Annotated in this window: 20 protein-coding genes and 3 pseudogenes; 16 read left to right on the top strand and 7 right to left on the bottom strand. The window is 60.2% G+C overall.

Annotation, left to right across the window (positions count from 1 at the left end):
* The first annotated feature begins 86 nt into the window (after positions 1 to 86).
* From mmsA to GRS48_RS14155, 3 genes are all read left to right on the top strand, one after another.
* On the top strand, positions 87 to 1,562 hold the full coding sequence (mmsA, locus tag GRS48_RS14165; RefSeq protein ID WP_159487646.1) for a CoA-acylating methylmalonate-semialdehyde dehydrogenase: 1,476 nt from the start codon (positions 87 to 89) through the stop codon (positions 1,560 to 1,562).
* A 75-nt stretch (positions 1,563 to 1,637) separates the two neighbouring features.
* Complete coding sequence (locus GRS48_RS14160) at positions 1,638 to 2,975, top strand: M28 family peptidase (protein ID WP_159487644.1); 1,338 nt, start codon at positions 1,638 to 1,640, stop codon at positions 2,973 to 2,975.
* Between the two features lie 125 nt (positions 2,976 to 3,100).
* Positions 3,101 to 4,786, top strand: a complete 1,686-nt coding sequence (locus GRS48_RS14155) for a histidine kinase N-terminal 7TM domain-containing protein (protein ID WP_159487642.1) — start codon at positions 3,101 to 3,103, stop codon at positions 4,784 to 4,786.
* 31 nt (positions 4,787 to 4,817) lie between these two features.
* On the opposite strand, the gene GRS48_RS14150 is transcribed toward GRS48_RS14155, so the two are convergent.
* Both GRS48_RS14150 and GRS48_RS14145 read right to left on the bottom strand, forming a co-directional pair.
* On the bottom strand, positions 4,818 to 5,582 hold the full coding sequence (locus GRS48_RS14150) for a glycerophosphodiester phosphodiesterase (RefSeq protein WP_321168472.1): 765 nt from the start codon (positions 5,580 to 5,582) through the stop codon (positions 4,818 to 4,820).
* A 253-nt stretch (positions 5,583 to 5,835) separates the two neighbouring features.
* The gene (locus GRS48_RS14145) at positions 5,836 to 6,654 is read right to left on the bottom strand and encodes a hypothetical protein (RefSeq protein ID WP_159487638.1); all 819 of its coding nucleotides are present in this window, start codon (positions 6,652 to 6,654) and stop codon (positions 5,836 to 5,838) included.
* A gap of 193 nt (positions 6,655 to 6,847) precedes the next feature.
* On the opposite strand from GRS48_RS14145, the gene GRS48_RS14140 reads away from it, so the two are divergent.
* Positions 6,848 to 7,291 carry a type IV pilin gene (locus GRS48_RS14140; protein ID WP_159487636.1) on the top strand — a complete coding sequence of 148 codons (444 nt, stop codon included), beginning with the start codon at positions 6,848 to 6,850 and terminating at the stop codon, positions 7,289 to 7,291.
* Positions 7,292 to 7,766: 475 nt separating this feature from the next.
* Positions 7,767 to 8,213: a type IV pilin gene (locus GRS48_RS14135; protein WP_159487634.1), complete on the top strand. Its 447-nt coding sequence runs from the start codon at positions 7,767 to 7,769 to the stop codon at positions 8,211 to 8,213.
* Positions 8,214 to 8,215: 2 nt separating this feature from the next.
* On the opposite strand, the pseudogene GRS48_RS15450 reads toward GRS48_RS14135, so the two are convergent.
* Together GRS48_RS15450 and GRS48_RS14130 are read right to left on the bottom strand one after the other, a co-directional pair.
* Positions 8,216 to 8,408 (bottom strand): annotated as a pseudogene (locus GRS48_RS15450) (hypothetical protein).
* 397 nt (positions 8,409 to 8,805) lie between these two features.
* Complete coding sequence (locus GRS48_RS14130; protein ID WP_159487632.1) at positions 8,806 to 9,291, bottom strand: hypothetical protein; 486 nt, start codon at positions 9,289 to 9,291, stop codon at positions 8,806 to 8,808.
* Positions 9,292 to 9,512: 221 nt separating this feature from the next.
* On the opposite strand from GRS48_RS14130, the gene GRS48_RS14125 reads away from it, so the two are divergent.
* Positions 9,513 to 9,791: a hypothetical protein gene (locus GRS48_RS14125; protein WP_159487630.1), complete on the top strand. Its 279-nt coding sequence runs from the start codon at positions 9,513 to 9,515 to the stop codon at positions 9,789 to 9,791.
* Between the two features lie 1,007 nt (positions 9,792 to 10,798).
* On the opposite strand, the pseudogene GRS48_RS14120 reads toward GRS48_RS14125, so the two are convergent.
* Positions 10,799 to 11,548: pseudogene (locus GRS48_RS14120) on the bottom strand (transposase); the annotation flags it as partial.
* A 315-nt stretch (positions 11,549 to 11,863) separates the two neighbouring features.
* Between GRS48_RS14120 and GRS48_RS14115 the strand changes: the two are divergent.
* Positions 11,864 to 14,419 carry an RND family transporter gene (locus tag GRS48_RS14115; RefSeq protein ID WP_159487628.1) on the top strand — a complete coding sequence of 852 codons (2,556 nt, stop codon included), beginning with the start codon at positions 11,864 to 11,866 and terminating at the stop codon, positions 14,417 to 14,419.
* Positions 14,420 to 14,477: 58 nt separating this feature from the next.
* Positions 14,478 to 14,831 (top strand): hypothetical protein, encoded by a 354-nt coding sequence (locus tag GRS48_RS14110; protein WP_159487626.1) that lies wholly within the window; start codon positions 14,478 to 14,480, stop codon positions 14,829 to 14,831.
* Between the two features lie 129 nt (positions 14,832 to 14,960).
* Here the strand turns inward: GRS48_RS14110 and GRS48_RS14105 are convergent, their stop codons facing one another.
* Both GRS48_RS14105 and GRS48_RS14100 read right to left on the bottom strand, forming a co-directional pair.
* On the bottom strand, positions 14,961 to 15,341 hold the full coding sequence (locus GRS48_RS14105; protein ID WP_159487624.1) for a 2Fe-2S iron-sulfur cluster-binding protein: 381 nt from the start codon (positions 15,339 to 15,341) through the stop codon (positions 14,961 to 14,963).
* Positions 15,342 to 15,434: 93 nt separating this feature from the next.
* A pseudogene (locus GRS48_RS14100) lies at positions 15,435 to 16,265 on the bottom strand (IS5 family transposase).
* Between the two features lie 853 nt (positions 16,266 to 17,118).
* Here GRS48_RS14100 and GRS48_RS14095 point away from each other — a divergent pair.
* The 8 genes from GRS48_RS14095 (at position 17,119) to GRS48_RS14060 (ending at position 24,497) form a co-directional block, all read left to right on the top strand.
* On the top strand, positions 17,119 to 18,783 hold the full coding sequence (locus GRS48_RS14095) for an ethylbenzene dehydrogenase-related protein (protein WP_159487622.1): 1,665 nt from the start codon (positions 17,119 to 17,121) through the stop codon (positions 18,781 to 18,783).
* 82 nt (positions 18,784 to 18,865) lie between these two features.
* Positions 18,866 to 20,083 (top strand): 4Fe-4S ferredoxin N-terminal domain-containing protein, encoded by a 1,218-nt coding sequence (locus tag GRS48_RS14090; RefSeq protein WP_159487620.1) that lies wholly within the window; start codon positions 18,866 to 18,868, stop codon positions 20,081 to 20,083.
* On the top strand, positions 20,083 to 21,393 hold the full coding sequence (gene nrfD / locus GRS48_RS14085) for an NrfD/PsrC family molybdoenzyme membrane anchor subunit (RefSeq protein ID WP_159487618.1): 1,311 nt from the start codon (positions 20,083 to 20,085) through the stop codon (positions 21,391 to 21,393). Before GRS48_RS14090 ends, nrfD begins: the two co-directional genes overlap by 1 nt.
* On the top strand, positions 21,390 to 21,593 hold the full coding sequence (locus GRS48_RS14080; protein ID WP_159487616.1) for a hypothetical protein: 204 nt from the start codon (positions 21,390 to 21,392) through the stop codon (positions 21,591 to 21,593). Before nrfD ends, GRS48_RS14080 begins: the two co-directional genes overlap by 4 nt.
* A gap of 78 nt (positions 21,594 to 21,671) precedes the next feature.
* The gene (locus GRS48_RS14075) at positions 21,672 to 22,133 is read left to right on the top strand and encodes a hypothetical protein (RefSeq protein WP_159487614.1); all 462 of its coding nucleotides are present in this window, start codon (positions 21,672 to 21,674) and stop codon (positions 22,131 to 22,133) included.
* 62 nt (positions 22,134 to 22,195) lie between these two features.
* Positions 22,196 to 22,828, top strand: a complete 633-nt coding sequence (locus GRS48_RS14070; RefSeq protein WP_159487612.1) for a helix-turn-helix domain-containing protein — start codon at positions 22,196 to 22,198, stop codon at positions 22,826 to 22,828.
* A gap of 206 nt (positions 22,829 to 23,034) precedes the next feature.
* Positions 23,035 to 23,409 (top strand): hypothetical protein, encoded by a 375-nt coding sequence (locus GRS48_RS14065; protein ID WP_159487610.1) that lies wholly within the window; start codon positions 23,035 to 23,037, stop codon positions 23,407 to 23,409.
* On the top strand, positions 23,406 to 24,497 hold the full coding sequence (locus tag GRS48_RS14060) for an Mrp/NBP35 family ATP-binding protein (RefSeq protein WP_159487608.1): 1,092 nt from the start codon (positions 23,406 to 23,408) through the stop codon (positions 24,495 to 24,497). The genes GRS48_RS14065 and GRS48_RS14060 overlap by 4 nt, the downstream gene beginning before the upstream one ends.
* The last annotated feature ends 8 nt before the right edge of the window (positions 24,498 to 24,505 follow it).

The raw sequence follows: 24,505 nt of genomic DNA, 5'->3' as shown, positions 1-24,505 counted from the left end.
CACATGCTCTGATCGACACGTTCGGATCTGGCGACATCAGATCGGTACCAATTCCTTCGATCAATACTGACACACCATCACCGATAATGGACATCGACGACATCACCGACGGAACGCTTCGGAACTACGTCGACGGGGAGTGGACCCCGATCGACGGTGACGACGGCGCGGACGTGGTCAACCCCGCGACGGGCGAGACCCTTGGGCACGTCCCGTTCACGCCGCCCGGATCGGTCGCGGACGTGGTCTCCGCGGGCGACGCCGCCTTCGAGACGTGGCGAAACCGTGCGATCGAAGACCGGATCCAGCCGCTCTTCCGGCTCAAATCCCTGCTCGAGGAGCACCAAGAGGACATCGCGCGGGTGCTCGTCACGGAGCACGGCAAGAACCTGAACGAGGCGCGCGGCGAGCTCCGCCGCGGGATCGAGAACGTCGAGGTCGCCTGCGGGGCTCCCCGGCTCATGCAGGACGGCTTCCTCGAGAACGCCGCCCCGGAGATCGACGAGATGGCCGTCCGCCGTCCCCTGGGGACGTTCGCGGCGATCACCCCGTTCAACTTCCCCGGGATGATCCCGCTGTGGTTCCTCCCGTACGCCGTCGCGACGGGGAACTCGTTCGTTCTCAAACCCAGCGAACAGGACCCGCTGACCGCACAGTACCTGTTCCACCTGATCGACGAGGCGGGCTTCCCCGACGGGGTCGTCAACCTCGTCCACGGCGGTCCGGACACGGTGAACGCGCTGTTGGAGAACGAGGACCTCGCAGGCGCGTCGTTCGTCGGGAGCACGCCGGTCGCCCGACACGTCTACGAGACGGCCGCGCGGACCGGGATGCGCGTCCAGGCACAGGGGGGTGCGAAGAACTACGTGGTCGTCTCCGACTCCGCGGACCTGGAGTACGCGGCCGCGAAGACGGTCTCCTCCTCGTTCGCCTGCGGCGGCGAACGCTGTCTGGCCAACGACATCGCGGTGGTCGTCGGCGACGCCTACGAGCCGTTCGTCGAGGCGGTCCTCGACGTCGTCGACGACCAGGTCGTCGGCGACGGGCTCGACCCCGACACCGACATCGGCGCGCTGATCTCGCCGGGCCACGCGGAGCGGGTCGCGGACCTGATCGACGCCGGCGTCGAGGACGGAAACGAGCTCCTCCGTGACGGTCGCGGCGTCACCGTCGACGGCTACGAGGAGGGGACGTTCATCGGCCCGACCGTGTTCGGGGAGGTCGATACGGACTCGCGGATCGCTCAAGAGGAGATCTTCGGCCCGGTCCTCGGGATCGCCCGCGCCGACGACTTCGACGAGGCCGTCCGGAAGCTGAACGGCACCGACTTCGGCAACGCGGCCAGCCTCTTTACCGCCCGCGGCGGCGAGGCCCGAGAGTTCCGTAACCGTGCGGACGTCGGGAACATCGGCGTCAACGTCGGCACCGCGGCACCGATGGCGTTCTTCCACTTCGGCGGCCGGAAGGACTCCTTCTTCGGCGACCTCCACGCACAGGCCGAGGACGTCGTCCGGTTCTACACCGACGAGACGGTGTACATCGAGCGCTGGCCCGACGTATAGGGTCCAAGCGCCGCCGTCGTCCTCGTTTCCCTCCGCGACCCGTACGTTCATGTCGCGCCCGGGCGTGGCCCGGGTATGACCCGACTCCCGGAGCACGTCATCGGCGACGCGCGCACGAGTACGTTCGCGTGGGACCTCCTCGAGCAGCTGGTCGACATCGAGAATCGGATGGCCGGCCACGACGGAGAGATGGAGGGCGCGGCGGTCGTTCGCTCGGCGTTCGAGGACGTCGGCCTCTCGGACGTCGCGATCGACGAGTTCGACCTCCCCGGCTGGTGGCGGGGGTCGTCGGCGATCACGGTCCCCGACCGGGACCGACGCTTCGAGGCCGAACACGAGGTCCTCGCGCTTCCGGGGACGCCGCCGGGCGACGTGACTGGCGAGGTGGTCGACCTGGGGTACGGCCTCCCCGAGGACTTCGACGCCGCCGACGTCGAGGGGCGGATCGCGATGGTGCGGTCGGACTCGCCGGACGACGCCGACCACTGGTACCACCGGATGGAGAAGTACGCGTTCGCGCTCGAGGCGGGCGCTGACGCGTTCGTCTTCCGCAACCACATCGACGGCTGCCTCCCGCCCACCGGCGAGGTGGGCTACGGGAACCGCCCCGGACCGATCCCCGCGGTCGGCGTCTCAGCCGAGCTCGGGGCCCGGCTGGCCCGCTACGCCGACGCCGACGCGACCGCACGCGTGACGGTCGACTGCGAGACGGGCCCCGCGACCGCCCCGAACATCGAGGGATCGCTCGGGCCGGACACCGACGAGGCGGTGCTCGTGACCGCCCACGTCGACGCCCACGACACCGCCGAGGGAGCGGTCGACAACGGCGTCGGGACGGTCATGGTCTGTGAGATCGCGCGGCTGCTCTCGCGGGTCGTCGACGACCTCGACACCCGGGTTCGGTTCGTCGTCGTCGGCGCCGAGGAGGTCGGGCTGTACGGCTCCTCGCACCTCGCGGCGACGACCGACCGGGACGACGTCAAGTGCGTGTTGAACATCGACGGCTCGGGCAAGAGCCGGACCCCGAAGGTCCGCCGGACGAACACCTTCGAGGAGCTGGTCGACCCGTTCGAGACGGTCGCCGCCGACCTCGACATCCGGTTCCCGATCGACGAGTCGGTCGCCCCGCACGGCGACTGCTGGCCGTGGACGGAGCGGGGGATCCCGGCGGCGACCGTCGGCTCGACGTCGCCCGCCAGCGGCCGTGGCTGGGGACACACGCAGGCCGACACCCTCGACAAGATCGACGTCCGTGACCTCCGTGACCTCGCGATCGCGTACACGAGCGCCGTCCTCGAGCTCGCCGACGACTCCCGAGCGTTCCCCGAAAAGGACCCGAGCGAGATCCGTGACGCGCTTCACGACGGCTACGTCCGCGAGCTCAAGGCGGCCGGCCGGTGGCGCTTCGACTGATCGTCGACGCCGTGTCGGGGTCGCGCCCTTCGATCCCGTCGAGTCGAACCACGGCACTGGCCTCGATGCCGGGCTCCGTTTCACAATCTTATAGTCGGTTCCTGGTGAACCCCGCGTAGGGGATGATGTCGGGGGCGCTTGGAGCTGGGATCGTCTTCGCCTCTCTCGGGGCCAGTTTCGGTGCGCTGTATCTGTTGCAGTACCTGTATCACCAGCGGGAGCGATCGGGTGCGAGCTGGTTCATGGGGAACATCGCGTCCGTCGCCGCGTTCTGTGGCTCCTACGGGATCGCACTACTCGTCTTCGAGCCGACGTTACGGGTCGCGCTCGGGGCGGTCGCGTTCGTCTCTGTGTGTTTCATGGGGCCGTTCTTTCTCGCGTTCGGCCTCGATTACACCGGGCGTGGGGACCTCATCCGCACGCCGCTCTTCGGGATCGTCGCCGTCGTTCCGCTACTGACGGTCGTACTTGCTGTGACGAATCCGGTTCACGGGCTCGTGTGGCGTGACTTTCAGTTCGATCCGGTGTTCGGGCTGGCAACGGTCGTGTATACGGTCCAGCCGTGGGGTGTCTTTGCCGTCTTGTTCTCCATTGGAACGGCTGCTGTCGGCTCCCTGCTGCTGATCGGTGCGATACTGAGCTACGGACCGCTGTACCGACGCGAAGCCATCGCGGTCATCCTGAGCACCGTTCCGCCGTCGGTTGGGGTGTTCGTGTGGCTGTTCGAACTCGGCCCGGTTCCACAGTTGCATCTCACGGCACCGCTGATGCTCGTTCACGTCTCGCTCGACGCGTACGCGTTCGTCGGGACGCACATGTTTCAGACGAACCCAGCGACACAGCGCACGGCCGAACGAACCGGACTGGACTCGCTTTCGGATCCCGTACTCGTCCTCGATACCGAACAACAGATCGTTCGCGTAAACGACCGCGCGGAGGAGTTGTTCCCGAGCACGCTGTCGAACGCGTTACCGATCGCTCTCGGTACGGTCCTCGGTGTCGGGTTAGAGACGCTCCGTGAAACCGAGGAGATCAGGGTCGAGACGGAGCGGGGCGGGACGTTTGCCGTGTCGTACACGGCGTTAACCGATCCACGCGACACCCCCGTCGGGAGCATGCTCGTGTTGTACGACGTGACCGAGGACCGGCAACGTGAGCAGCAACTCGCGGTGCTCAATCGAGTGCTTCGGCACAACCTCCGGAACGAGACGACGGTTATCAGCGGCTATGCCGACCTGCTCGGAGGCGACGTGGACGACCTCCAACGGGCCACACGGGCCGGGAAGATCGAGGCTGCAAGCGATCGGTTGCTCTCCATCGCTGAAAAAGTGGGTACGTTCGAGAGCGTTCAAGAACGGGAGCGACAGCCTGCGCCCCTCGCCGTTTCTACCGTCTTAGCCGACGTCGAGCGGAGCTGTTCGGCCGCACACAGCGACGCGACGATCGAGTGGACGGTCACTCCACCGGAGCTACGGCTCCGAACGGATCCGGTGTTGCTCTCGGTGCTTCTCGATAACCTCGTCGAAAACGCGATCATCCACTCGGAAGTGCCGGAGCAAACAGCGAGCATCAGCGTCTCTGACGCGTCGAACGCCGACGGAGGCGTCGTCTTCGAGATCCGTGACCGCAACGAACGCATCCCGGAAATAGAGATCGAAACCCTCCGTGCAGGCGATGAAACGCCGCTACAGCACGGACAGGGGATCGGGCTGTGGATCGTCTACTGGTGTGTACAGAAGCTCCGCGGCAGCATCGACTTCGAGTACGACGACGGAAACGTGCTCACGGTTACGCTTCCAAACCTCACGTGAGTCCTCCCCGCGGTAAGCGGCGAGGTGCACGTCACTGCCCGTCGTGCAGGTCCGTACAGACGTCCGAGATCACTGCGTCGACACCGACCGCACGGAGTGCGGCGAACTCGTCCCGTCCCGTGATCGTCCACGCTTCGACCCGGAGGCCGGCCGCGTGGGCGCGTGTGACGAGATCGGTCTGTAAACACAGTTCGTACCGGGGATGGATCGCATCACAGCCCAACTCGACGGTCGCCCGTATCAGTTCAGCAACGTCCTCCGGAAGGTAGACCCAGGACGGGAGCCCGGGAACGACGGGACGGAACGGTCGGTTTCCGGCGGACTCTCGGACGATATACGCGGTCGACACGTCCGATTCGACCGCTCGAACCTCTCGCAAGACGGACGGGAGGAACGAAGAGAGGAGGAGTTCGTGGTCGTGCTCGGCCGAGAGCGCGAGCACGTCCGCTGTTAGGCCCGGTTCCTTGAGATCGAGTACGAGCCTCGTGTCCGCCGGAACCGCTTCGAACACCTCCGCCAGCGTCGGAACCGTTTCACCCGAGTCGTCGACGTCGAGCGCTACTACGGCGTCACAGGACGTGTTCGCCACTCGACCGCCTTCCGTCGTCAGCCGATCGAGCCGCTCGTCGTGGAAGACGACGAGCCCACCCGTCTCACACCGGCGGACGTCGACTTCCACGCCGCCAGCGACGGCGGCGGCGGCTTCGACCGCTCCGATCGTGTTTTCGGGGTTCTCGGCCGCACAGCCTCGGTGGCCGATAACGGCCGGTTCCGGGTTCTCGTCCGTCGTTTGCACCGATCGGAGACATCCCGTGAGACCGATCGTTCCGACGGTCGCACAGCCCTGCGCCAGGAGCGACCGTCTCGACCGCTCCGGTGGTTCACGACCGTCTCTGTCGGGCGTGGCGCGCTTCATTATCACTCCCCTCGTGTGTCGTGTCGACCCCGTGAGCAGAAACCTCCACCGGTCGTTTCGCCTCGACCACGGGGCCGGCTGCTGTCCCCGCATCCCGCAGCTGTCTCTCCTCAGTAGGCGTCGAGGACGACGCTCATCGGCGGGTCGTCGTCGGGGCCTGCGACGGCCCGCTCGCGGGGCTCGGCGGGAGCCTTCGCGCGGCGTCCGCCGTGATCGTGAGTCCGTCCTCGCCCATGCCCACGGTCTCGCCGGTCACGTCCTCGAAGAGGTCGCGGAGTTCACTCATGTACGAGCACGGTCGTTCCTCGACGATCCGGCGGGTGGCTTTGCCGTCGAACTCGACGGCGCGGTGTGCCGCGTAGATCCGGCAGAACGACGCCCGTTGTGCCGGCGTTGCGTGTCGGACGACCTCGGGGACGTGCTGGAGGTCGATCTTCGAGCCGGCGGCGGCGCCCATCGCGACGAGACACCGGCCGAGGACCGACCCGTCGCGGGCGGCGACGACCTCGGTCGCCCGTCCCGCCGCGCGTTCGTGGTCGATCCGCGACTCGACGCCGACGCGGTCGAGCGCGGCTCGGAGCTCGTCGACGCCGACGCGCGAGCCCGGGGTGAGCCGGACCACGTACGTGGCGTCGAGGATCGAGCCGCCCGCGAGCACGTGGGCGAGGAGGTCGATGAGGGCCGAAGCGGTGTCGCCCGCGGGGTCGGGATCGAGCCAGCCGTGGTCCGCCGCGACGTGGATCCCGCGGACGGGATCGGGTATCCCGCCGTCGAGCCAGCCGCGGACCCGTTCGGGCGGCAGGTCGAGCGCCGTCCCGACGCGCGTGCGCCCCTGGGTAGGGTGTTCGGCGGCGTACGCCTGCACCCGTTCGTAGTCGAGGACCTTCTGCCACGGGTCCGGATACACCCGGTCAGTGTAGGTTCGTGCGAGTGTGGGGGCCGTGGGCTCCATCGGGGGACGGCTGTACGTCGACGGATCGGTACTTAAAGCGTCGCTTCTCGCTATCAGCGTGGATATCCGGAAGGAACCCTTTATTACGGAGGGACGGGAGCCATCAACCAACCAGACGGGGATCGGGAGTCAGACGGGGGGACGCCACCGGGCCGAACGCACACCCTTTCCCCGCCCCGCTGGAGAACCAACAATGCAACTCAGCAAGCTATTCAACGACGACAAGGCGGTGTCTCCGGTCATCGGAGTCATCCTCATGGTCGCAATCACCGTCATCCTCGCTGCCGTCATCGGGACGTTCGTGCTCGGTCTCGGTGACTCGATTGGTGATTCTGCGCCCACCGTGCAGTTCGATACGTCGTTTGAGGACAACGAGGGCGGGTCAGGGATCGCTACTTTCGAACATGTTAGTGGGAATGCAGTCGAGGAAAACGAGTGGATAGTTGCTGCCAGCGGTGACTTCACAGTAAGTGATACAACTCCTACAGAAGGAAGTGAGCGCTTGACTGCTGGTAGTGAAGTAGCGGCTACTGTTGAAGGAGACGGAGACGTCACCGTTCGCCTGATCTGGGAATCCGATAGTAGTTCCTCGACCCTAGCCAGCGTTGATGGAACTGTTACCGACACAGACAACTAATTCAACTTCTATTCTATTTTAACAATACTATATAATCTCTTCACCTCCACTTACTTCTATTCGCGTCCAATAGCGCAAGCCGATCACATCAATGTTGAACCGCTGAGTCGTCATGGATCGGATCCGTGGACGGGGTCAAGCATCTCGCCGTCGAGCCAGCCTCGAACGCAGCTCGGAGGTGCCGGTGGACGCCCACACCCGGTGGTAGTCGAGGCCTCTGTCACGGGTCCGCATACCTTCTGTGGGCATAGTTTCGTGTGAACGTATGGGCGGTGAGCTCCATCGGAGGGCAGGTATCCTTCGGCGAATTTTCGGTCAAACCGCCTGTCATTTCTATCAGCCGAGATATTCGGAAGGAATTCTTTATTACGAAGAGACGGGAGCCATCAATCAACCAGACGGGGATCGGGAGTCAAACGGGGGGCGGCACCGCGCCGAAAGCACACCCTTTCCCCGCCCCGCTGGAGAACCAACAATGCAACTCAGCAAGCTATTCAACGACGACAAGGCGGTGTCTCCGGTTATCGGAGTCATCCTCATGGTCGCAATCACTGTCATCCTCGCGGCCGTCATCGGGACGTTCGTGCTCGGCCTCGGCGACTCGGTCGGCGATACTGCACCGAGCGCCAGCTACGATTGGGATCAAAATTCGGCTGGTGATGAAGTGACGTTAACGCACGTGAGCGGACAGAATATCGATGCAGATCGGGTCACCGGTACTGTCGGCGGAACTGAAACAGAATTTGATGGTGATTCACTTGGTGTAGCGTGGGCGGATCCGGATGACCGCATTTCTTCCGGAGATTCTATTGAATGGTCCGAGGGAGACCAGACTATCGAGTCTAATGGTGAACTCCGTGTCATCTGGACGGCTTCGGGTGGCGGATCATCCTCAACCCTGACCAGCTATACTGTCGAGTAGTTTTACCTCCATTTACTTTCTATTCGCGTCCGATAGCGTAGCCCGATCACGTCCGTGTTGAACCGCTGGATCGTCGTGGGGTCCAGCTCGCGCGGGCATCCCGCATGTTCTCGTCACTCTCCACCAGGTGCGCGAGCGCGGCGTCGATGATGACGCTCATCGGCGGATCGTCGTCATCGGGACCGTCGTGACGATCTCGGTCGCCCGTTCGAGCTGGCGCTCGTGATCCCGCCGATCTGCAGTGACTCGCCACGGGCGGGTTGATAAGTGGTCACCGATCCCGCGATCGTTGCGGGGTCGTCGACGACGGCCGGGGTCGACACGAGTTGGGACGATGGACTGACAGACGGCACCTCGTGGGAGCTCAAGGCGACGGCCCGCCGGAACGTCGACGGACAACTGGGGGACTTCAAGATCTACGAGCAGTACCACGATCGGCTTCAGCGGCAGGGTGATCGGTACGGGCTGCGGTGTACCAGAAGTGGGGGGTCTGGAACGCAGGTATTAAAAATCACAATCAAGTGGTTTCAGATATCCTTGCTTCGTTGGCATTGGGGTGGGAACCCACCGGAATAGTCGACAACCTAAGCTCTCAATCGGAGCTGTTTTTTGAGAAGTAACCTCTACTTAGTCCGTTCATTACACGAAGTTGTTGTGTTGTAGGTTCTTCCGAGCGTTCTATAGAAGTCACCGTCAAAATTAGCCATAAGGAGTACGCACTCATTCCAATAAACAAATAGAAATCATTTGTTATATAAAATGTGTAACCACCTAAAATATAACCGAAAGGTATGGTAACTGCGTACCATGCTGAGGTAGCTAAGAACGCATACAGTGAAGGCATAGAAGCGGGAAATAAGAGGAATATCTCTTCAGGATTCATCGGTTCGTGTTCATGGTTTTCTTTCAGATACTTCATTAATTGATACATCTGAGATCCTCCGGTCAATGACACGAATGCGGCACCGAGAATAATAGCGTCTGACCAGAGATATCCGACATATCCGATCACGAAAGGAGGTATAAGTAGAGTTTCTATACGTAATTCTCCGACTGCTTCGATTATTGCTGAAACCATATCCAACATTGAGCACCATAGGTGAAAAATTTTGAGCGCGGCGCATGAACGGCCGGGGGGCCGTCGCGGAAGCGGGGCGGGGTACCTTAGAAAACGTGGCCTTAGCCACATTTTCGTTGCGCTCTTCGATGTTGGATTGATCATGGCGACCGTGACAATGAACAACCTGCGGTCGCTACCGCAGGATACCTTTTTTATTGGCACCTCGGGATAACACACGTATGCCAGATCAGGACCCGACTTCCCGCTGGTTCACATTGCGGATCCTCGGGTTGCGAGCGAAGATGCAGGTAAAAAACGTCGTTCGGCTGGCCGCACTCGGCGTACTCCTCCTCGGTGCGGTCAACATGCTTCTTCCACAGATGGTCGGACTGGGTCCCTTCTTCGACTTCTACCGCGAGTTCTTCACATTCGCAGTTCAAGAACGCGGAACTGCCGTGATCAACGTTGGTGATGCGGTGCTGATCGCAGTCGGAGCAGTCGTGGCGTGGAAAGTGTGAGAGACCACTCTACTGCATTCACGCGATCGCATCTAAAACGACTCCGGCACAGAGAGCAAACAACAAGACAGGGATGAATCAGTCAGAAATGGCAGATAGGTTTCCACCGGAGAAGGCCGTGTAGATGGCTCATAATGCTGCGCCCGCGATGGCGAGTGTCCCCACAACTACCATACCTACGACTGGATTTGACATGATTTCATTAAAAAACCGTCTCACATACGTATTTGATTGAGGCGATGGGTTTGTAGAGAGAACCTCTATAGCGGTTCGCGTGGAGCAGTCGCTGCGTGCGACTGGCAGGGTTCAAATCCTGCTCGTTGCAGTGTTGCGCCGCTCGCGATGTTGCTCGCGGCGCAGAACACGGACTCGCGGGGGTCCCGTGAGCGAAGCGAACGGGACCACGCGAGGGAACGAACGAAGTGAGTGGACTCGCGGGGATTCCGTCATGCTACATGAAATATCCGTTTCAATCCCGGTGCTGTCCCGGGATTCCCGGAGTGTTTGTCCGCTTTGGTTCGTATCCAACCATGGCGCTAGAACCAATCGACCCCGAAACCACAGTCGAATTGTATCTTGAGGATCGAGAGACTGAGCTCTCGAAGAGATCCTTGTACGGTCATAAATCACGGCTAGGCCACTTCCTGCGCTGGTGCGACCAGCAAGAGATGACTAATATGAATGATCTCTCAGGGAGGGATCTTCACCGTTTCCGCTTGTGGCGGCGATCCGATGGAGACCTCAAGCCCATCTCAGAAAAGACTCAGATGGACACGCTGCGAGTGTTCATCAGATGGGCAGCTACCATAGACGCAGTGCCAGCCGATCTCCATGCCAAAGTAGTGTCACCAAGTCTGTCAGATGAAAGCGAATCAAAAGATGTAATGATCGACTCGCAGGTTGCTGAAAGAATTTTAGACTACCTCTCATCGTATGAGTACGCGTCAATACGTCACGTGTGCTTCACCCTGATGTGGCGAGCTCTACTGCGCCGCGGGGCTGTACGTGCGCTTGATGCCTGTCTCGTCGATGTGAACCACGTCAGCATCCTGAATCTCTTGACGGATCTGCTCGTACTCACAGCGACCGGCGCGCGCAGCGCGCTCGGTCGCGTGCCACGCGGATGCACCCGAGAGTTCGAGTCCGTGTAGTTGCTCGAAGCGATCAGCGATCTTCCGGTAAGGAAGGCGGTGATCGTACCGTGACAGAGCTGATTGAGCGATGACGTTCACCCCGAACTGCCCCTCATCGGGGCAGTCGGGGTGAGCCGCAACTGTCTCTGTTCCACAGGAATCGCACTGGTAGTAGTGGCGGTTGTACCGGGTGATTTCTGGGGGCTGGGGATCAGGGATCTCCTCGACGAGTCGGGGGCTGATGCCCACCGACTCGTCGAAGCGGTCGCCACACACAGGACAACAGTCACAGGTGACTTCGATTTCTTCGTCAAGATCGGCCGTAGAATGCCACTCCGGATCGTGGCCATCCTTCCGACCGGGAGTGCCACCGTCAGTTCGGACATCGTCGTCTTCGTCATCCTGCGAGGTCGGGGACTCGTCGGTCCCCGACCGTCGCTTGCTGGGTGGAGTGTGCGGATTCTCGTACTTCCGGAGGCGTGTTTCGAGTTCTTCGATTCGTTCGTTCTGTTCCTCGATCCGCCCGTTTTTCTGGTCGAGCTTTTCTTCCAACTCGTTGATTCGCTCCTCCATCTGGAGAAACCGCGAGAGGAGTTCATCCTTGGTGAGATCGTCCCAGCTCATCGATCCCACCTCGGAACGACGACAGCAGGACCGACGGGATGGTCTCCGCTGCTCGGAGACCATCCCTGAGAAGGCATTCCCGATTCCTGCTGACGGACCATGTGTCCCCCGCGTGTCTCTATCTACGAGACAGTGACGAAATCAGCTCGGGCTAAACACGTACTATTTTTGATAATCGAGTTATACGGTAACGCGATTAAGAAGACGGGACAGCTACCAACCCTTGAAGTTAATAACTGAATCATATACGTTCAGCAGGCCGGTCAAGAGTCGATAATATCGATCGCCATCCGCTGCTGATCTTAACCACTCAGTATGCCATCCAGCAACTCAGACGATCCACCGCAAGCTGCCTGGTCGACACTGTTTTTCGACCACAGGCGAAGGAGTCTCATCGCTCTCATAGTTGTTGCCACACTGTTGGTCGGCAGTGGTGTCGTTTTCGCCGGGGGTGTTGGATTCGAGATCTCGACGTTCGGCGTCGACTCGCCAGCACACGAGGCTGGCGACCGGACCGCCGACCACTTCGAGCGCGACAGCCAGCCAGTCACCCAACTCATAGTACGCTCGGAGTCGACTGATATGGTCTCGAAACCCGTGTTGGTCGAGACACTCACACTACAGCAGGCGATCAGAGACAATCCGGCGATCAACGGGACGTTGGCCGACGACCAGCCGACAGTCGGCGTGGCGAACGCTGTCGCCATCGCTTCAGACCCACGCATAGCATTCGATGGTAACGTTCGACTGGAGACCAAACGCGAGACGCTCGAGGGCCGAACCGACGAGCAGATTGCTTCCTCTCTCGGCGTCGCACTCAGGAGTGACGATCTGTCGCCCCCCGGCCAGCCATCTGTTGCATCTTTGCTCCCACGAGAGTACACCGCAGGTGAGCGAGCAGAGGCCCAACTGATCGTCATAGTCCACGACGAAACCGCAACCGACGCCGAACTGCTGGCCGCCCAAGAGGCAGTCGAGTCGACCGCAGAAACCGAACTCGACAATCTGGAATCTGTCGACTCGTTTGTCGTCGGAGAGGCGCTTTCCGTCGAGCGCGGCAGCCAAGCGACCACTGACAGCTTCATCTTAGTCGGCCCGCTGATCTTGCTCGTCGTTGTTGGACTGCTGGCTGTCAGCTACCGCGACCCGGTCGATGTTGCGTTGGCCTGTTCGGGAATGGGGCTCGTCTTCGTCTGGCTGGTTGGAGCGATGGGCTGGCTTGGGATCTCTCTCAACCAACTGCTGATTGCGGTTCCGTGTCTGTTGGTCGGCCTGAGTGTCGACTACTATCTCCACGTTGCCATGCGGTATCGTGAACACCAAGCGACCAATCCGGCGTGGCCGCCCGCAGTGGCGATGGCGGCCGGACTCACCGGCGTGCTGGTTGCAATCGGAACGACGACGCTGACGACCGCCACTGGCTTTTTGGCCGGTCTGGCCAGTCCAATCGGCGTCCTTCGGGAGTTCAGCTTGGTTGCTGCCATCGGAATCGGTGCCGCGTTTGTCGTGTTTGGCCTCCTCGTTCCGGCGCTCAGAATCGAGGTCGATCAGTGGCTCGACCGCACCGACAGATCCCAGCCCACCCCGGTCACCGTCGGCTCACTGCGGAGCATCAAACGACTCCTGGACTGGTGTGCGAACACGGCAAGCCGGAGACCCGTCGCAGTTGTCGCGGTCGCGCTGTTGGTAGCGGCTGGCGGTGCGATGGGCGCGCCCGCCGTCGACACCTCGACGGACCGAACCCAGTTTCTGCCCGAAGAACGCGCCGGCTGGATGGAGCCGCTGCCCGAAGCGATCCGTCCCAGCGACTATGGCCTCAGAGAGCAGGCCAGCTATCTCCAGTCGACGTTTGTGAGCCCCTCGGATCGAACCGTCGAGATACTGATCGAGGGTGATGTGACCAACGATTCGGTGGGGGCGACACTTCAGGACGCAACAACAACGGCGGCCACCCAGCCGACAACTACGTCGAACACGCAGGCGACCGCTGGCACTCCCGCAATCAGCGGCCCGCTTGAAACAGTCAATCGGGTGGCTCGTGAAAACGAGACGGTTGCGAACCGTCTGGCCGACAGCGATACGACCGGTGACGGCGTCCCCAACCGAAACCTCACGGCACTGTTTGATGCGGTTGTTGCCGCGGATTCCACGGCGGCGAACACAACAATTTACCAGGGGCCTGACGGCGAGTACGACGCGCTACGAATCGAGATCGCCGTCGACGAGACTGCCGACGTGAGAGCGATTCGCGCCGACGCCGAGGCGACCGCAGCGGTGGTCGACGCCAACCCCTCGCTGGACGCCACTGCAACCGGCGATCCGGTCGTCGAAGCAGTCCAACAGCAGGCCGTCTTAGAGACCGTCGTGGTCACGTTCCTGCTCGCGCTTGGCGTGATCGCCGCGCTCCTTTGTACCGTCTTCCGGCGGCGACATGGGTCGTGGTCAATTGGCTTGGTGGCGATTACACCGGTCGTCGTCGCCATCGCGTGGCTGCTCGGGACCGTCTGGCTGGTGTCGCTGCCGTTCAACGCTGAGACTGCACTGATTACGGCGATTGCAATTGGGCTTGGGACCGATTATACGATCCATATCACCGAGCGGTTCGCAGCCGAACGCCGCGAGGTTGACCGACAGACGGCTCTCAGGGTAGCGGTCGGCCAGACGGGCGGGGCAGTCGCCGCCAGCGCGGTGACGACGATAGCCGGCTTTGGGCTGTTGACGATGACACTGATCCCCACACTCCAGCGGTTCGGGTTCGTCACCGCACTGGTCGTGGGCTACTCGTTCGTGGCAAGTGTGCTCGTCTTGCCCGCGCTGTTGGTGTTGTGGGATCGTCGACAGACGAGGGAGAATAAAAATCGGGGCGACTGACGCTGTCGAAACGCTCAGCAACCGCTACATATAGAACAGTTGGAGGTGATTCGGTTGTATGACACGTTGCCGACTACATGTCATCCTGCCCGACAATGACGAAGTGCCCTACGAAATCGCCTGGAGCGAGTCGACGGTCGAAACCCTCCGCACCCGGTTTGACGATACCTTCGGACTGGTCGATACCGCATCAATCCAGGACAATAAACAGGAGTGGGTGTCCGACGTGTTCGAAGAAACAGAGCAGAATATGAGCCGCGTCGACGAGTTCGAACGGACGTGCGACGAGCTGTTTTCGGAGATCGACACGCTGATGACGAGACGAGAGCGTGACAAGATGGATGGCCAGGGGACTGCGTTCGACTACGACGATGCGTTGATGCTCCAGCTTACGTTCCGGCTGGTAACATAACCCGTTCTGCCAGCCGACTAGCAGCAGTCCAGTCTGCTGGCCGAAACGTCGAGCGTTTGTCGGTTGAAAACAAGGGTTGGTCGTCGTGGTTCTGTCACTCAACGCGAAAATAGTTGAAACCCGGAGAGACTACTCTTCGTCTTCGTCGTCGGGATGGACGTTGGTCTGCATGGCGAAGTCGTCCTCAGCGTAGGCCACACACGGGAGGAACCAGCCGTCTTCGACCTGCTCGTCGTCGAGATACTCGTTGCCATCGTGGCGAATCACTTCGTTGGCATCGCCGTCGTATCGGGCCGCACACTGCCCACAGGTTCCTTCCTCGCAGGCGTAGGGCAGCTCCCATCCCTGGTCGAGGCCATCGTACAGCAGTGTCTGATCGGGGTCCTGGTCGATTTCGAGGACGGTGTCGAATTCGTGGAACTCGACTTCGTAGTAGTCGCGGTCGGGCCCGTCGTCACCCATACAGCCGGCGATTACAACCGCGCCGGTCGCGCCTATCGACGCCAGCATGCGTCGACGCTTGATCGGTGACTCGTCTGTTGGCGATTGCGCCGTCGATTTCGTTTCGCAGGGCTGTGTTGAATCCCTGTAAGGCGTAGAGATTCACTGTTTGACGAAGCGCTTGATGTTATGGACGACACACATCAGCGCGATCTCGCGGAACTCACGAAACCATGACCGCGCTCGCACGGCGAAGCCGAGCGAGCGCTTCACAGCCGAGTTCGCAGTTTCAGTCATAGAGCGCTGATTGTAGCGGTTATCGTCAATTCTGGCGTTGTGTGCGTGGTCGTACGGAGCGAAGATACGGTGCTTGATCAGCGGTCTGATCCCGAACTTGCGTACTCCTTCACGAAGCGATTGCTTGTCATAGCCTTTATCCGCGGCAAGAGACCGCAGATCGCCCGCATTTCGGCGGGCGATCTGCTCGGCAAGGTCTGCGTCGCTCCCTTCTCGATTCGTTGAGCAGTGAACGTCAAGGACGGCTTGAGACGCTGTATCGACGAGTTTAGTGACTTTGGGCTTTTGAACGCGGTAGCTGATTCGCTGGCAGTAGTGGCAGCTGGCTGGTGAGCGGTCGTAGAACGTGGCGTCGATCGCGGCGTGTTCAGAGAGATCATTCAGCTGCGCCGACTGGCGCAGCAGCACTCAACAGATGCTCATACTGATCCGGTCAAACACCTCACACAACGTGGGCGGCACGGGGAGATCAGCCGCTCTGAGGCCTATATCTCCGGTTATTTGTGGAATTTCTTTGAGCAGGTCGATCGTCATGCGGTACGATGAATCAAGATAAATCCGCAGACAGTGGAGCGAAACGAGTGCATAGTCGGCGAATCCGTCGCCACCTTCCGGGGCGACGGATTCGCCTCCATCGCCAGTAACTCTTTGAGCAACCGGCACAACTTCCCCAATGAAGCGGGAGATCTGGGTCATGAACAACTGAAGCATTCGTCTTTAGTTAAGGAATCGCAAGACAGCAGCACGATTGCTTCGCTGTGCAAGTAGCGGCTGAGATCTATTATGACAACCATTTGGTTTAAATCAGAATAAGCCGATAAGCTTACCGTGCACCTAGTGCGCGTATTTTTGAGAACGTCTAAGATTATGACTCGAACCAAAATGGGTGTCTCTGTCCGAACTGAACTCGTCGAAGAACTCGATACACTCGTTGATGAGTGCTCAGATCTCGGAGCGAGCCGCTCCGAGATCGTTGAAGCGATCCTCACAGCATATTTGCAGAATGATGAAGAGAGAATAGAAAAGGCCCGAGAGCTGGTTATCCGCAATAGGAAACGATCTAACTCGTAGAGAAGTCCGTGCACCGAGTGCACGGACTTCTTAAAGTGTTATTCGAAATCACAAATTGTCTGTATTAATATCGACACCGCCTTAGGCGAATAGAAGGCTGCACTCTGCTATCTGATCCCGTCGCTGTACCGCGATTTTGCTCTTAACTAAAGACGAATGACAACTGAAGTCTCCCGCTTCAGCTCCTTTAATTTAGCGGCCTACCTCGCTGCTGTATGGCGATTCAACACAGCCTTTCGCAGTCAGTCGTGGGGGTGTCGTGGTTCAATGACATCACAACTAAATTTTCACACGACGTGACCCTCTGTCTACTGCTGTATTGTGGAGTCTTTTAAGCCAGTGGTACACTCTGTGAGCGGTCACCAGTCGTCGACTGTTCGTCGAAGAAATACACCCCGTTTCGGTCGACAGTACAGCACCGACTAGGCGGCTGAATCGGGACCCCTGATAAACACCTGTATGGTTAAGCCGTATGTAGATGTCCGCCCAGAGAGTATATTCATTCGTTATGTCCAACGACAAAGAGAGCAAGCCGCCCCTGGACGACCAGGAGGCAGCCGAAATAGAAGAGGAACTCAACGGAAAGTTCACTATGCCTGGCGGGAGTTCCGAGACACATCGCCGCCGACTGCTCGGCGCGATTGCTGGAGCCGGAACTGTTGCGGTCGCCGGCTGTCTCGGGCTGTTCGAAGAGCCCGAAGGGAGAGACACAGGAGAAGAAGACGGGGCTCCGGGCGATGGGGAACCCGCAGAACGTCCTGATTATACAGAGATTGACACAATGATGCCCGACTGGGCAATGAAGGACCTCGTTATCCCGCTTGATATGCAAGCGGCGTACAACGACGAGGAGATCTTTTTCCGGTTTGAGTGGGACTGGGATGTCCCGAATGGCTGGTTCCACGACGTGTTCGTGTTCGAGGACGGTGAGTGGGTTCGCTACGGCGAGCCGAACCCCGGCGTGGCGGATCCGGACTACGGGGTCGGCGACATATTCCGCGGGTTTAACGAAGACCGGGTTGCGTTCATGATCGACGACGGCACAGTCGACGGCTTCGAGAACTTCGGTGGCTGGCTGACAATCCACGAGGGGACTCGTACCCTCCCTAACGCTGCCGCTCCGGACGAAGTCGAGAGCCATCCGCACCACGGCGATATCTTGGAAAACGACGACGTTCGAAAGTACATCCCGCAATCCCGCGGGGGAGAATGGTGGGAGAACGACTGGGATGATGTCAAAGACCAAGCAGAACTCGACGAGATGCTTGAAAACGGCGAGTATCTCGATATGCCGATGGTGCGCTGTGCCCGGGGTGTTCCCGGCGGCTACGCGACACCACACACGATCCTTGATCACCGACACGGCGCGATGGATGAACCGTCGACCCGGATCCGCGACAGTCAGGGACTCGACGACGACGGTCGACCACAGTTCATGTTCAACCCAGATCTGGTCGGGGGCGGCGCGCTGGAACTCGATGATCTCTACGATGGGAATGTCCTACAGACGGACACCCACGCACTGATTCACCGCGATGAGAACCGTGACGAGGACGCCTGGCCACCGGGTGTTGAGGACACAACTGCACCGTTCGACCCTGAAACTGCTGAATTCGAAGGTGCAGTCATTCCACGCCGGATGGTGTTCCCTGACGAAGTCGAGGGCCCCGGCGGAGTCTGGAAGGTCGACGGAACGTGGGAGGACGGGACGTGGACCATTGAAATGCGTCGTGACCTGTCAGTCGGCTATCTCGGTGAGACTGAGTTCGAGGCCGGTGAAGTGTACGACTTCTCTCCGGCCGTCCATGGTGGTGGAGCCCAGCGTTGGCATTGGGTCGGCTATCCGTACAAACTCGGACTCGGTGTTGAACCCGATTATCAAGGCGAAACCCAGATCGGCAACAGTGAACTGGTCGCCGAAGCGGTTGATGGCGAACCAGACTGGGGTTCCATCGAAACGTACACACTGCCGTTAATGTACCCTGGTATGACCGACTGGACGTGGCTCACTAGTGGAGAGCATCCCCGCGTCGACGAGATTCGAAACAACGAGATCAACATCTGGGAGTACCACGACGAAGACCCCGAAGCGTTCGCTCAGCGCATGATCGATCTCGAAGAGTCGATGGCTCCACGGAAGTAGGCGACTCGATTTCGAGCTGCAGGTTATTTTCCAGTACGTGTCCAACTCCGAAATCACGACTGACTCAGCCATCAGTATGTAAATGGCTGAACTATACAGCGGGGGTGATACGGCGGTTGGAGTAGAGGTTGTATATATGAGCACACGTGATCCCCCAGACGACATCGAAAGTGCTGCCTGGGAGCAGTGGGCAACCGACATCGTCGACGAAACCGGCTTTGATGTTGATCTCGGTGTTGGCCTTGCTCGGGACGCCCAACGCGTCGCCAAAGGCGAAATGACTGAAGCCGAATACCAGGCCAAATACCACGAGGATGTCCTGGATGAGTTCGGCGTCGACGACCGACCGACTGCCCCGGAGCCACAGGCCGCCGACGGCTCACCACTACCCGGCATTCCCGGCACTGGCAACGGCAAACGTTCGCGGCGGTCAATGCTCAAAACCGCCGGTGCGATTGGTCTTGGGACGCTCGGACTGAGCGCGGCCCAACAGTCGACACGGACGGCCGCCGCCCAAACCGGCGGCGGTGGAAGCGAGTCGGATGTCCAGATGGGGATGGCGATCAACACCGACCGTTGTATCGGCTGTCTGCAGTGTATGGACGCCTGCAACGAGGAAAACGGCAACCCAGCCGAATCGCTGTGGATGGCCGTCCTGCGCTACGAGGAAGACGACTACACCGACACCGAGGAGTACCTCACTCGGCCCTGCCAGCACTGCTCGGATGCACCGTGTGAGACGGCCTGTCCAACCAACGCCCGCTACACGCGCGAAAAAGACGGGATCGTCCTCACCGACTACGACCAGTGTACTGGCTGCCGGTACTGTGAGGTCGCCTGTCCGTACGGCGTCAACTACCTGCAGTGGGCCGACCCTGGCGAGGCCAACAGCTTCGAGGGCGACACCCAGGTCGGCGACCGCACCGCCGCCGGCTCGGCCCCACAGGGAACGATGGGCAAATGCACCTTTTGTGCGCACCGCCAGGACAGCGAGGACGAATCGCTCCACGGGACGACCGCCTGCGAAGACACGTGTCCAGTCGACGCGATCCACTTCGGCGATATGAACGACGAGTCGAGCGCGCCCAGACAACACCTGGCGAACGACACCGACGGCCAGCCGACCTACAAACTGCTCGAAGACAAAGGCACCGAGCCAAACATCGTCTACGTCGGCAACGAACCGTCGCCAACCGCAACCCAGATCGACGGCCCGACTGGCGAAGACCGGTTCGACCTTGTCCGTGAGCGACCTGGCCGAAGTAGAATCGAACTCGGCAGCCACGATCGTGATGACTAATGTCGCTGTCAAATAACGACCTACTGAAACCACTGACGACGATCAGCACGAAGTTCCTCGCGCTGGTCGCCGTGCTTGGAATCGCCGCGTTAGTCACCGTTGAAGCAATCGTCCACCAGCTCCGATTCGGCCTCGTCGTTACTGATTTGGCAAGTTGGGGTACCCAGGAGGGCGTGACGTGGGGGCTCTACATCGGCACGTTCGAATGGTTCGCCGGCATGGCCGTCGGCTCGATTGCCGCTGTCGGCTACATTCGCTACCGCGAGCTCACGCGCTACGACATCATTGCTCGAATTGGCGAGATCTGGGGACTGATCTCAGGGCTGTCGGCGGCCTACTTGATTGTCATTGATCTCGGTCGGCCAGATCGTGTGCTCAACATCCTGACGGCGTGGTTCGTCACGGTCCAGTACTCGCCGCTGGCGTGGGATGTGACCTTTGTCACCGCGCTGTTGGTGATGACCTCGACGATGCTAATCCTCTCGCTGCGACGGGATTTCAGCGAAATGAATCTCAACAAGCTGCCGATCTACACCGCCTGGATCGGTAAGCTGCTCACCTTGGGCTACCGGCCTGAAGAGCGTGAAAAGCTGGATTCGATGCTCCGCTGGCTTGGTCTCGCGCTGTTGATTTTGGCCTTTACCGGCGGGATGGTCCCCGGCTGGCTGCTTGGGGTCGTCGGCGCACAGGCCGGCTGGTACGGTGGCATTGCGGGGATTTCGTTCCTCGCTGGCGGACTACTGAGCGGCGTCGCCGCAATCGCGCTGATTGCTGGCGTGCTCCGGTACAGCTACGGTATGGAGTCGGTGCTCTCAACTGACGTGTTCGTCGGGCTCGGTAAGGCGCTGACGCTGTTTGGCTTCGTCTACGTCGTGATCCTGTTCAACGAGATCCTGCCGAGCATCTTCCCGATGGCTCCGCTGGCCGAATCGCGTGTCGGCGAAGCGATGCTCTACGGCCACTTTGCGACGGACTTCTGGCTCGCAATGGCGGCTATTGCGATCCCAGTCCTCGTGCTTGCGGTGTTCCGCGAGCGCATGCTGGCAAGCGGAACCGGCCTGGCTGTGGTCAGTGCGGTGATGCTCTGGGGTGTGTTCGTCAAAAAGCAGCTCACCGTAATTGAGCCGCTGATGTACCCCTCGGGGCTGCCGTACGAGGTCGGCAGCTACGTGCCGACGCTGGTTGAATGGGTGATCTCGATTGGCGCAATCTTGATCGCAATTCTGTTGTTCGTGATTGCAACCAAACTCGTTCCGCTGGGCCGGAGCCCACCTGGAACACAGACCCCAACGGAGGTGAAAGACCAATGACAACCACAATCGGCGTTCCGATCCTGCTGGGAATCCTGCTGTTGCCGATCTACGCCGTCGTCGTCGGCTGGCTGTTCGGCGAGCCGCGGGATTTCAGAACCGCCGGAATCGGCCTCGGCGTGATGGCAGCGATGGCAGTCTTCATGATCGGCTCGACGGCAATGATGGGAATCGTCTTCGGCCTCATCACGCCGTTCTGACTCTCTGTTGTTTCTCTCACAACTTCCCAGACCACCGACTGACTCGACTCTGCCCTGTCGACTACCGAAACCACAACAATGACCAACTCTTCGCCGGTTCAGCGAGACGAGACTGCCCAGATACCGAGCCGCGAGCCCACGTTGGATCCAGGACTACTCCTCGCCTGGAGCGAGCACGTCGCTGCAACCATTGTCGACCGTGAAGTCAAGACCGCCGTCTCGAAACTGTCGGCAGACGGCGAGTGTACTGAGTTCGAACAGGCAGTCATCAGGGAGCTTGCCGAGTCGATTGCTGCAGGAGTTGTGGTGGATCGAATCACCTCAGCAACTCAGCAATCAGACCCACTGCTGCTCGACGAACCCGACCTCGAACGACGGTGCCAACGGCTGTGGTCGTTGTTTACTCCGCCAGCTGTCAACGGTGACGTGCGATCAGTGCAGTTGCCCGCCAGTGTCGCTCAGCCGACCACTAACCCGGATACGCAGAACACTGACACCGCTGCAAATACCCAGCACCACCATACTGATGCTGATACGTGAGTGTTGGTTCTATTTTTGATTTTGTGGCATAACTATTTACACCATAGCATGTAGAACACCGTATGGTCGACCGCAAGGAGACCGAACCCTCCCCCACTGAGTCCAGGACCCACCGGCTCTACGCTGAGTTCGAGATCGAGCCGGATGGGTCGGTATCCTGCCCGCTTGATTCGTTCGACGGCGAGATCGAAACCATCCGCCAGCAGGTAAGCAGTGATGAGTGCCGTACTGATACAACAGTCACGCGCGACGACGAGTCGGTCGATGTGGTTCACTCGATGAAAGAACCCGATTCGAAGTGTCACTGCCCGACGTTTCTCGACTTCGACTGTATTCCGCAGGTGACCGCTGTCGGCGAAAACACGATTCGAATCGAGACCTATCTGCCAGATCGCGAGCGACTCACCGAACTGATCGATGGACTCAACGAAGTCGCCCAGTCAGTCTCGCTTCGACGACTCACCCAGACCGACGCCGGGGATGTCGACTACCAACACGCTGTCACGCTTGACCTGCATGATCTGACCGAAAAGCAGCGCGAAGCCGCGACGAATGCGCTTGTAGCGGGCTACTACGAGACACCACGCGAGACCGATATCGGCAAGCTTGCCGCACAGCTCGACATCTCGAAATCCGCCATGTCACAGCGACTGAACGCAGTCGAATCGAAACTTGCTATTGCGGCATTTAAGTAACCAGCTGCACGACTGTCCACGTCGCGTCGGCTCTGGTATTTAAAACACTCACTTGTTAAGCCATACGTCAAAGGGGTCTGTACGAGACACTCACAGTATGCACTGGCCAGCGAGACGATTATGGACGGCTCCGTCTTCGGGAACGACATGGTCGACAGCAAGCGCGTACCGAGAGCAGCCAAAAGCGACTGTGAGGTGAGTGTCCAATGGAGCGACGCTACATCTACGAAATCGAGTTCGACCTGAGTAGCTCCAGTCGAGACCGCTACCAACAGTGGGTCTCAGCTCACTGTGTTGAGTGGATAACCCACCAGAGTGTCTCGGCGTTCGAAGTCCGGTACAATCCGACAGGCTCAACACCTGAGGTCAAATTCATGTTCGGCTTTTCGACCTACCAACAGTGGGCCTCGTTTGTCACCTCGGAGCGACACAAAACGGCGGCAGCCGCACTCACGGTGATCGTCACCGGATTCGAGGCTACCTTTTGGGAACAAGGCTCTGTCACATTCGACGAGCCAGCCACTGATGAGACACCACCGTTTTCTGCCTACCACTCCTCGCTCTCGGAAGAACCAACATGACAGACACACTCACAGACGCATTACGCACCGTTCCGACACCGACACCGCCGGCAGACTCTACAACCAAGAGTTCCAGGACCAACTCCGATGCCGTCAGGGGCGATATCGTCTCAGAGGGGTTGGTCGGCCGAATCCAGGTCGACGGCGAGACGGCCCACGTCGAGCTCGCCCTTGGAGCCCCACACTCGCCGGCCGAAACCGATCTCACCGATGCAGTACGGGAAGCGATCCGGTCGGCTGGCTACGAGCCCTCGCTTTCAGTCGACATCGATGATACGACGCCCGCCGGAGTCAGCGACGACACACCGATCGTGATCGCCGTCTCCTCCGGGAAAGGCGGCGTTGGCAAAAGCACGGTTGCGGTGAATCTGGCCGTCGGCATGTCCGAACGCGGCGCGAGTGTGGGTATTTTTGATGCCGATGTTTTCGGGCCGAACATTCCCCGGATGCTCGGTGTCAAAGACGAGATGGCCCAACCCGGCGGCCCCAACACTATCCTACCGGTCGAAGCCCACAGCCTCAAAGTGCTGAGTGTCGGCTTCATGGTCGACGATGCCAACCCCATCACCTGGCGTGGTCCGGTGGTCGACCAGATGCTCGGGGACCTCTGGCACGATGTCGAGTGGGGTGATGTCGACTATCTGATCGTCGATCTACCGCCGGGAACTGGTGACGCCCAGCTGACGATGCTCCAGCAGATGCCCGTCATGGGCTCGGTGGTTGTCACTACTCCCCAAAACGTCGCACTCGACAACGCCCGCAAAGGAATCACACAGTTCGAGCCACACGAGGCCGAGGTGTTCGGGATCGTCGAAAATATGAGTTCATTCATGTGTCCGACCTGCAATGATCACCACGAAATCTTTGCGGCGGGCGGTGGCGACCGCCTCGCCGAGGAGTTTGACCTCCCGGTACTGAGCCGCATTCCTATCGATCCCGCCATCGGTGAAGCCGGCGAAATCGGCGAGCCAATCGTGTTGGACGACAGCGAGACGGCAGCCGTGTTTCGCTCGCTTGCAGGCGATGTAATGGACGAGGTCGGTTGGTGTCGACAACATTCTCATCAACGTAACACAAGTACTCCATAACAGCTATC

It is taken from the genome of Halorubrum sp. JWXQ-INN 858 (assembly GCF_009806985.1).
Taxonomy (GTDB): domain Archaea; phylum Halobacteriota; class Halobacteria; order Halobacteriales; family Haloferacaceae; genus Halorubrum.
This window is presented reverse-complemented; position numbering and strand designations above follow the sequence as displayed.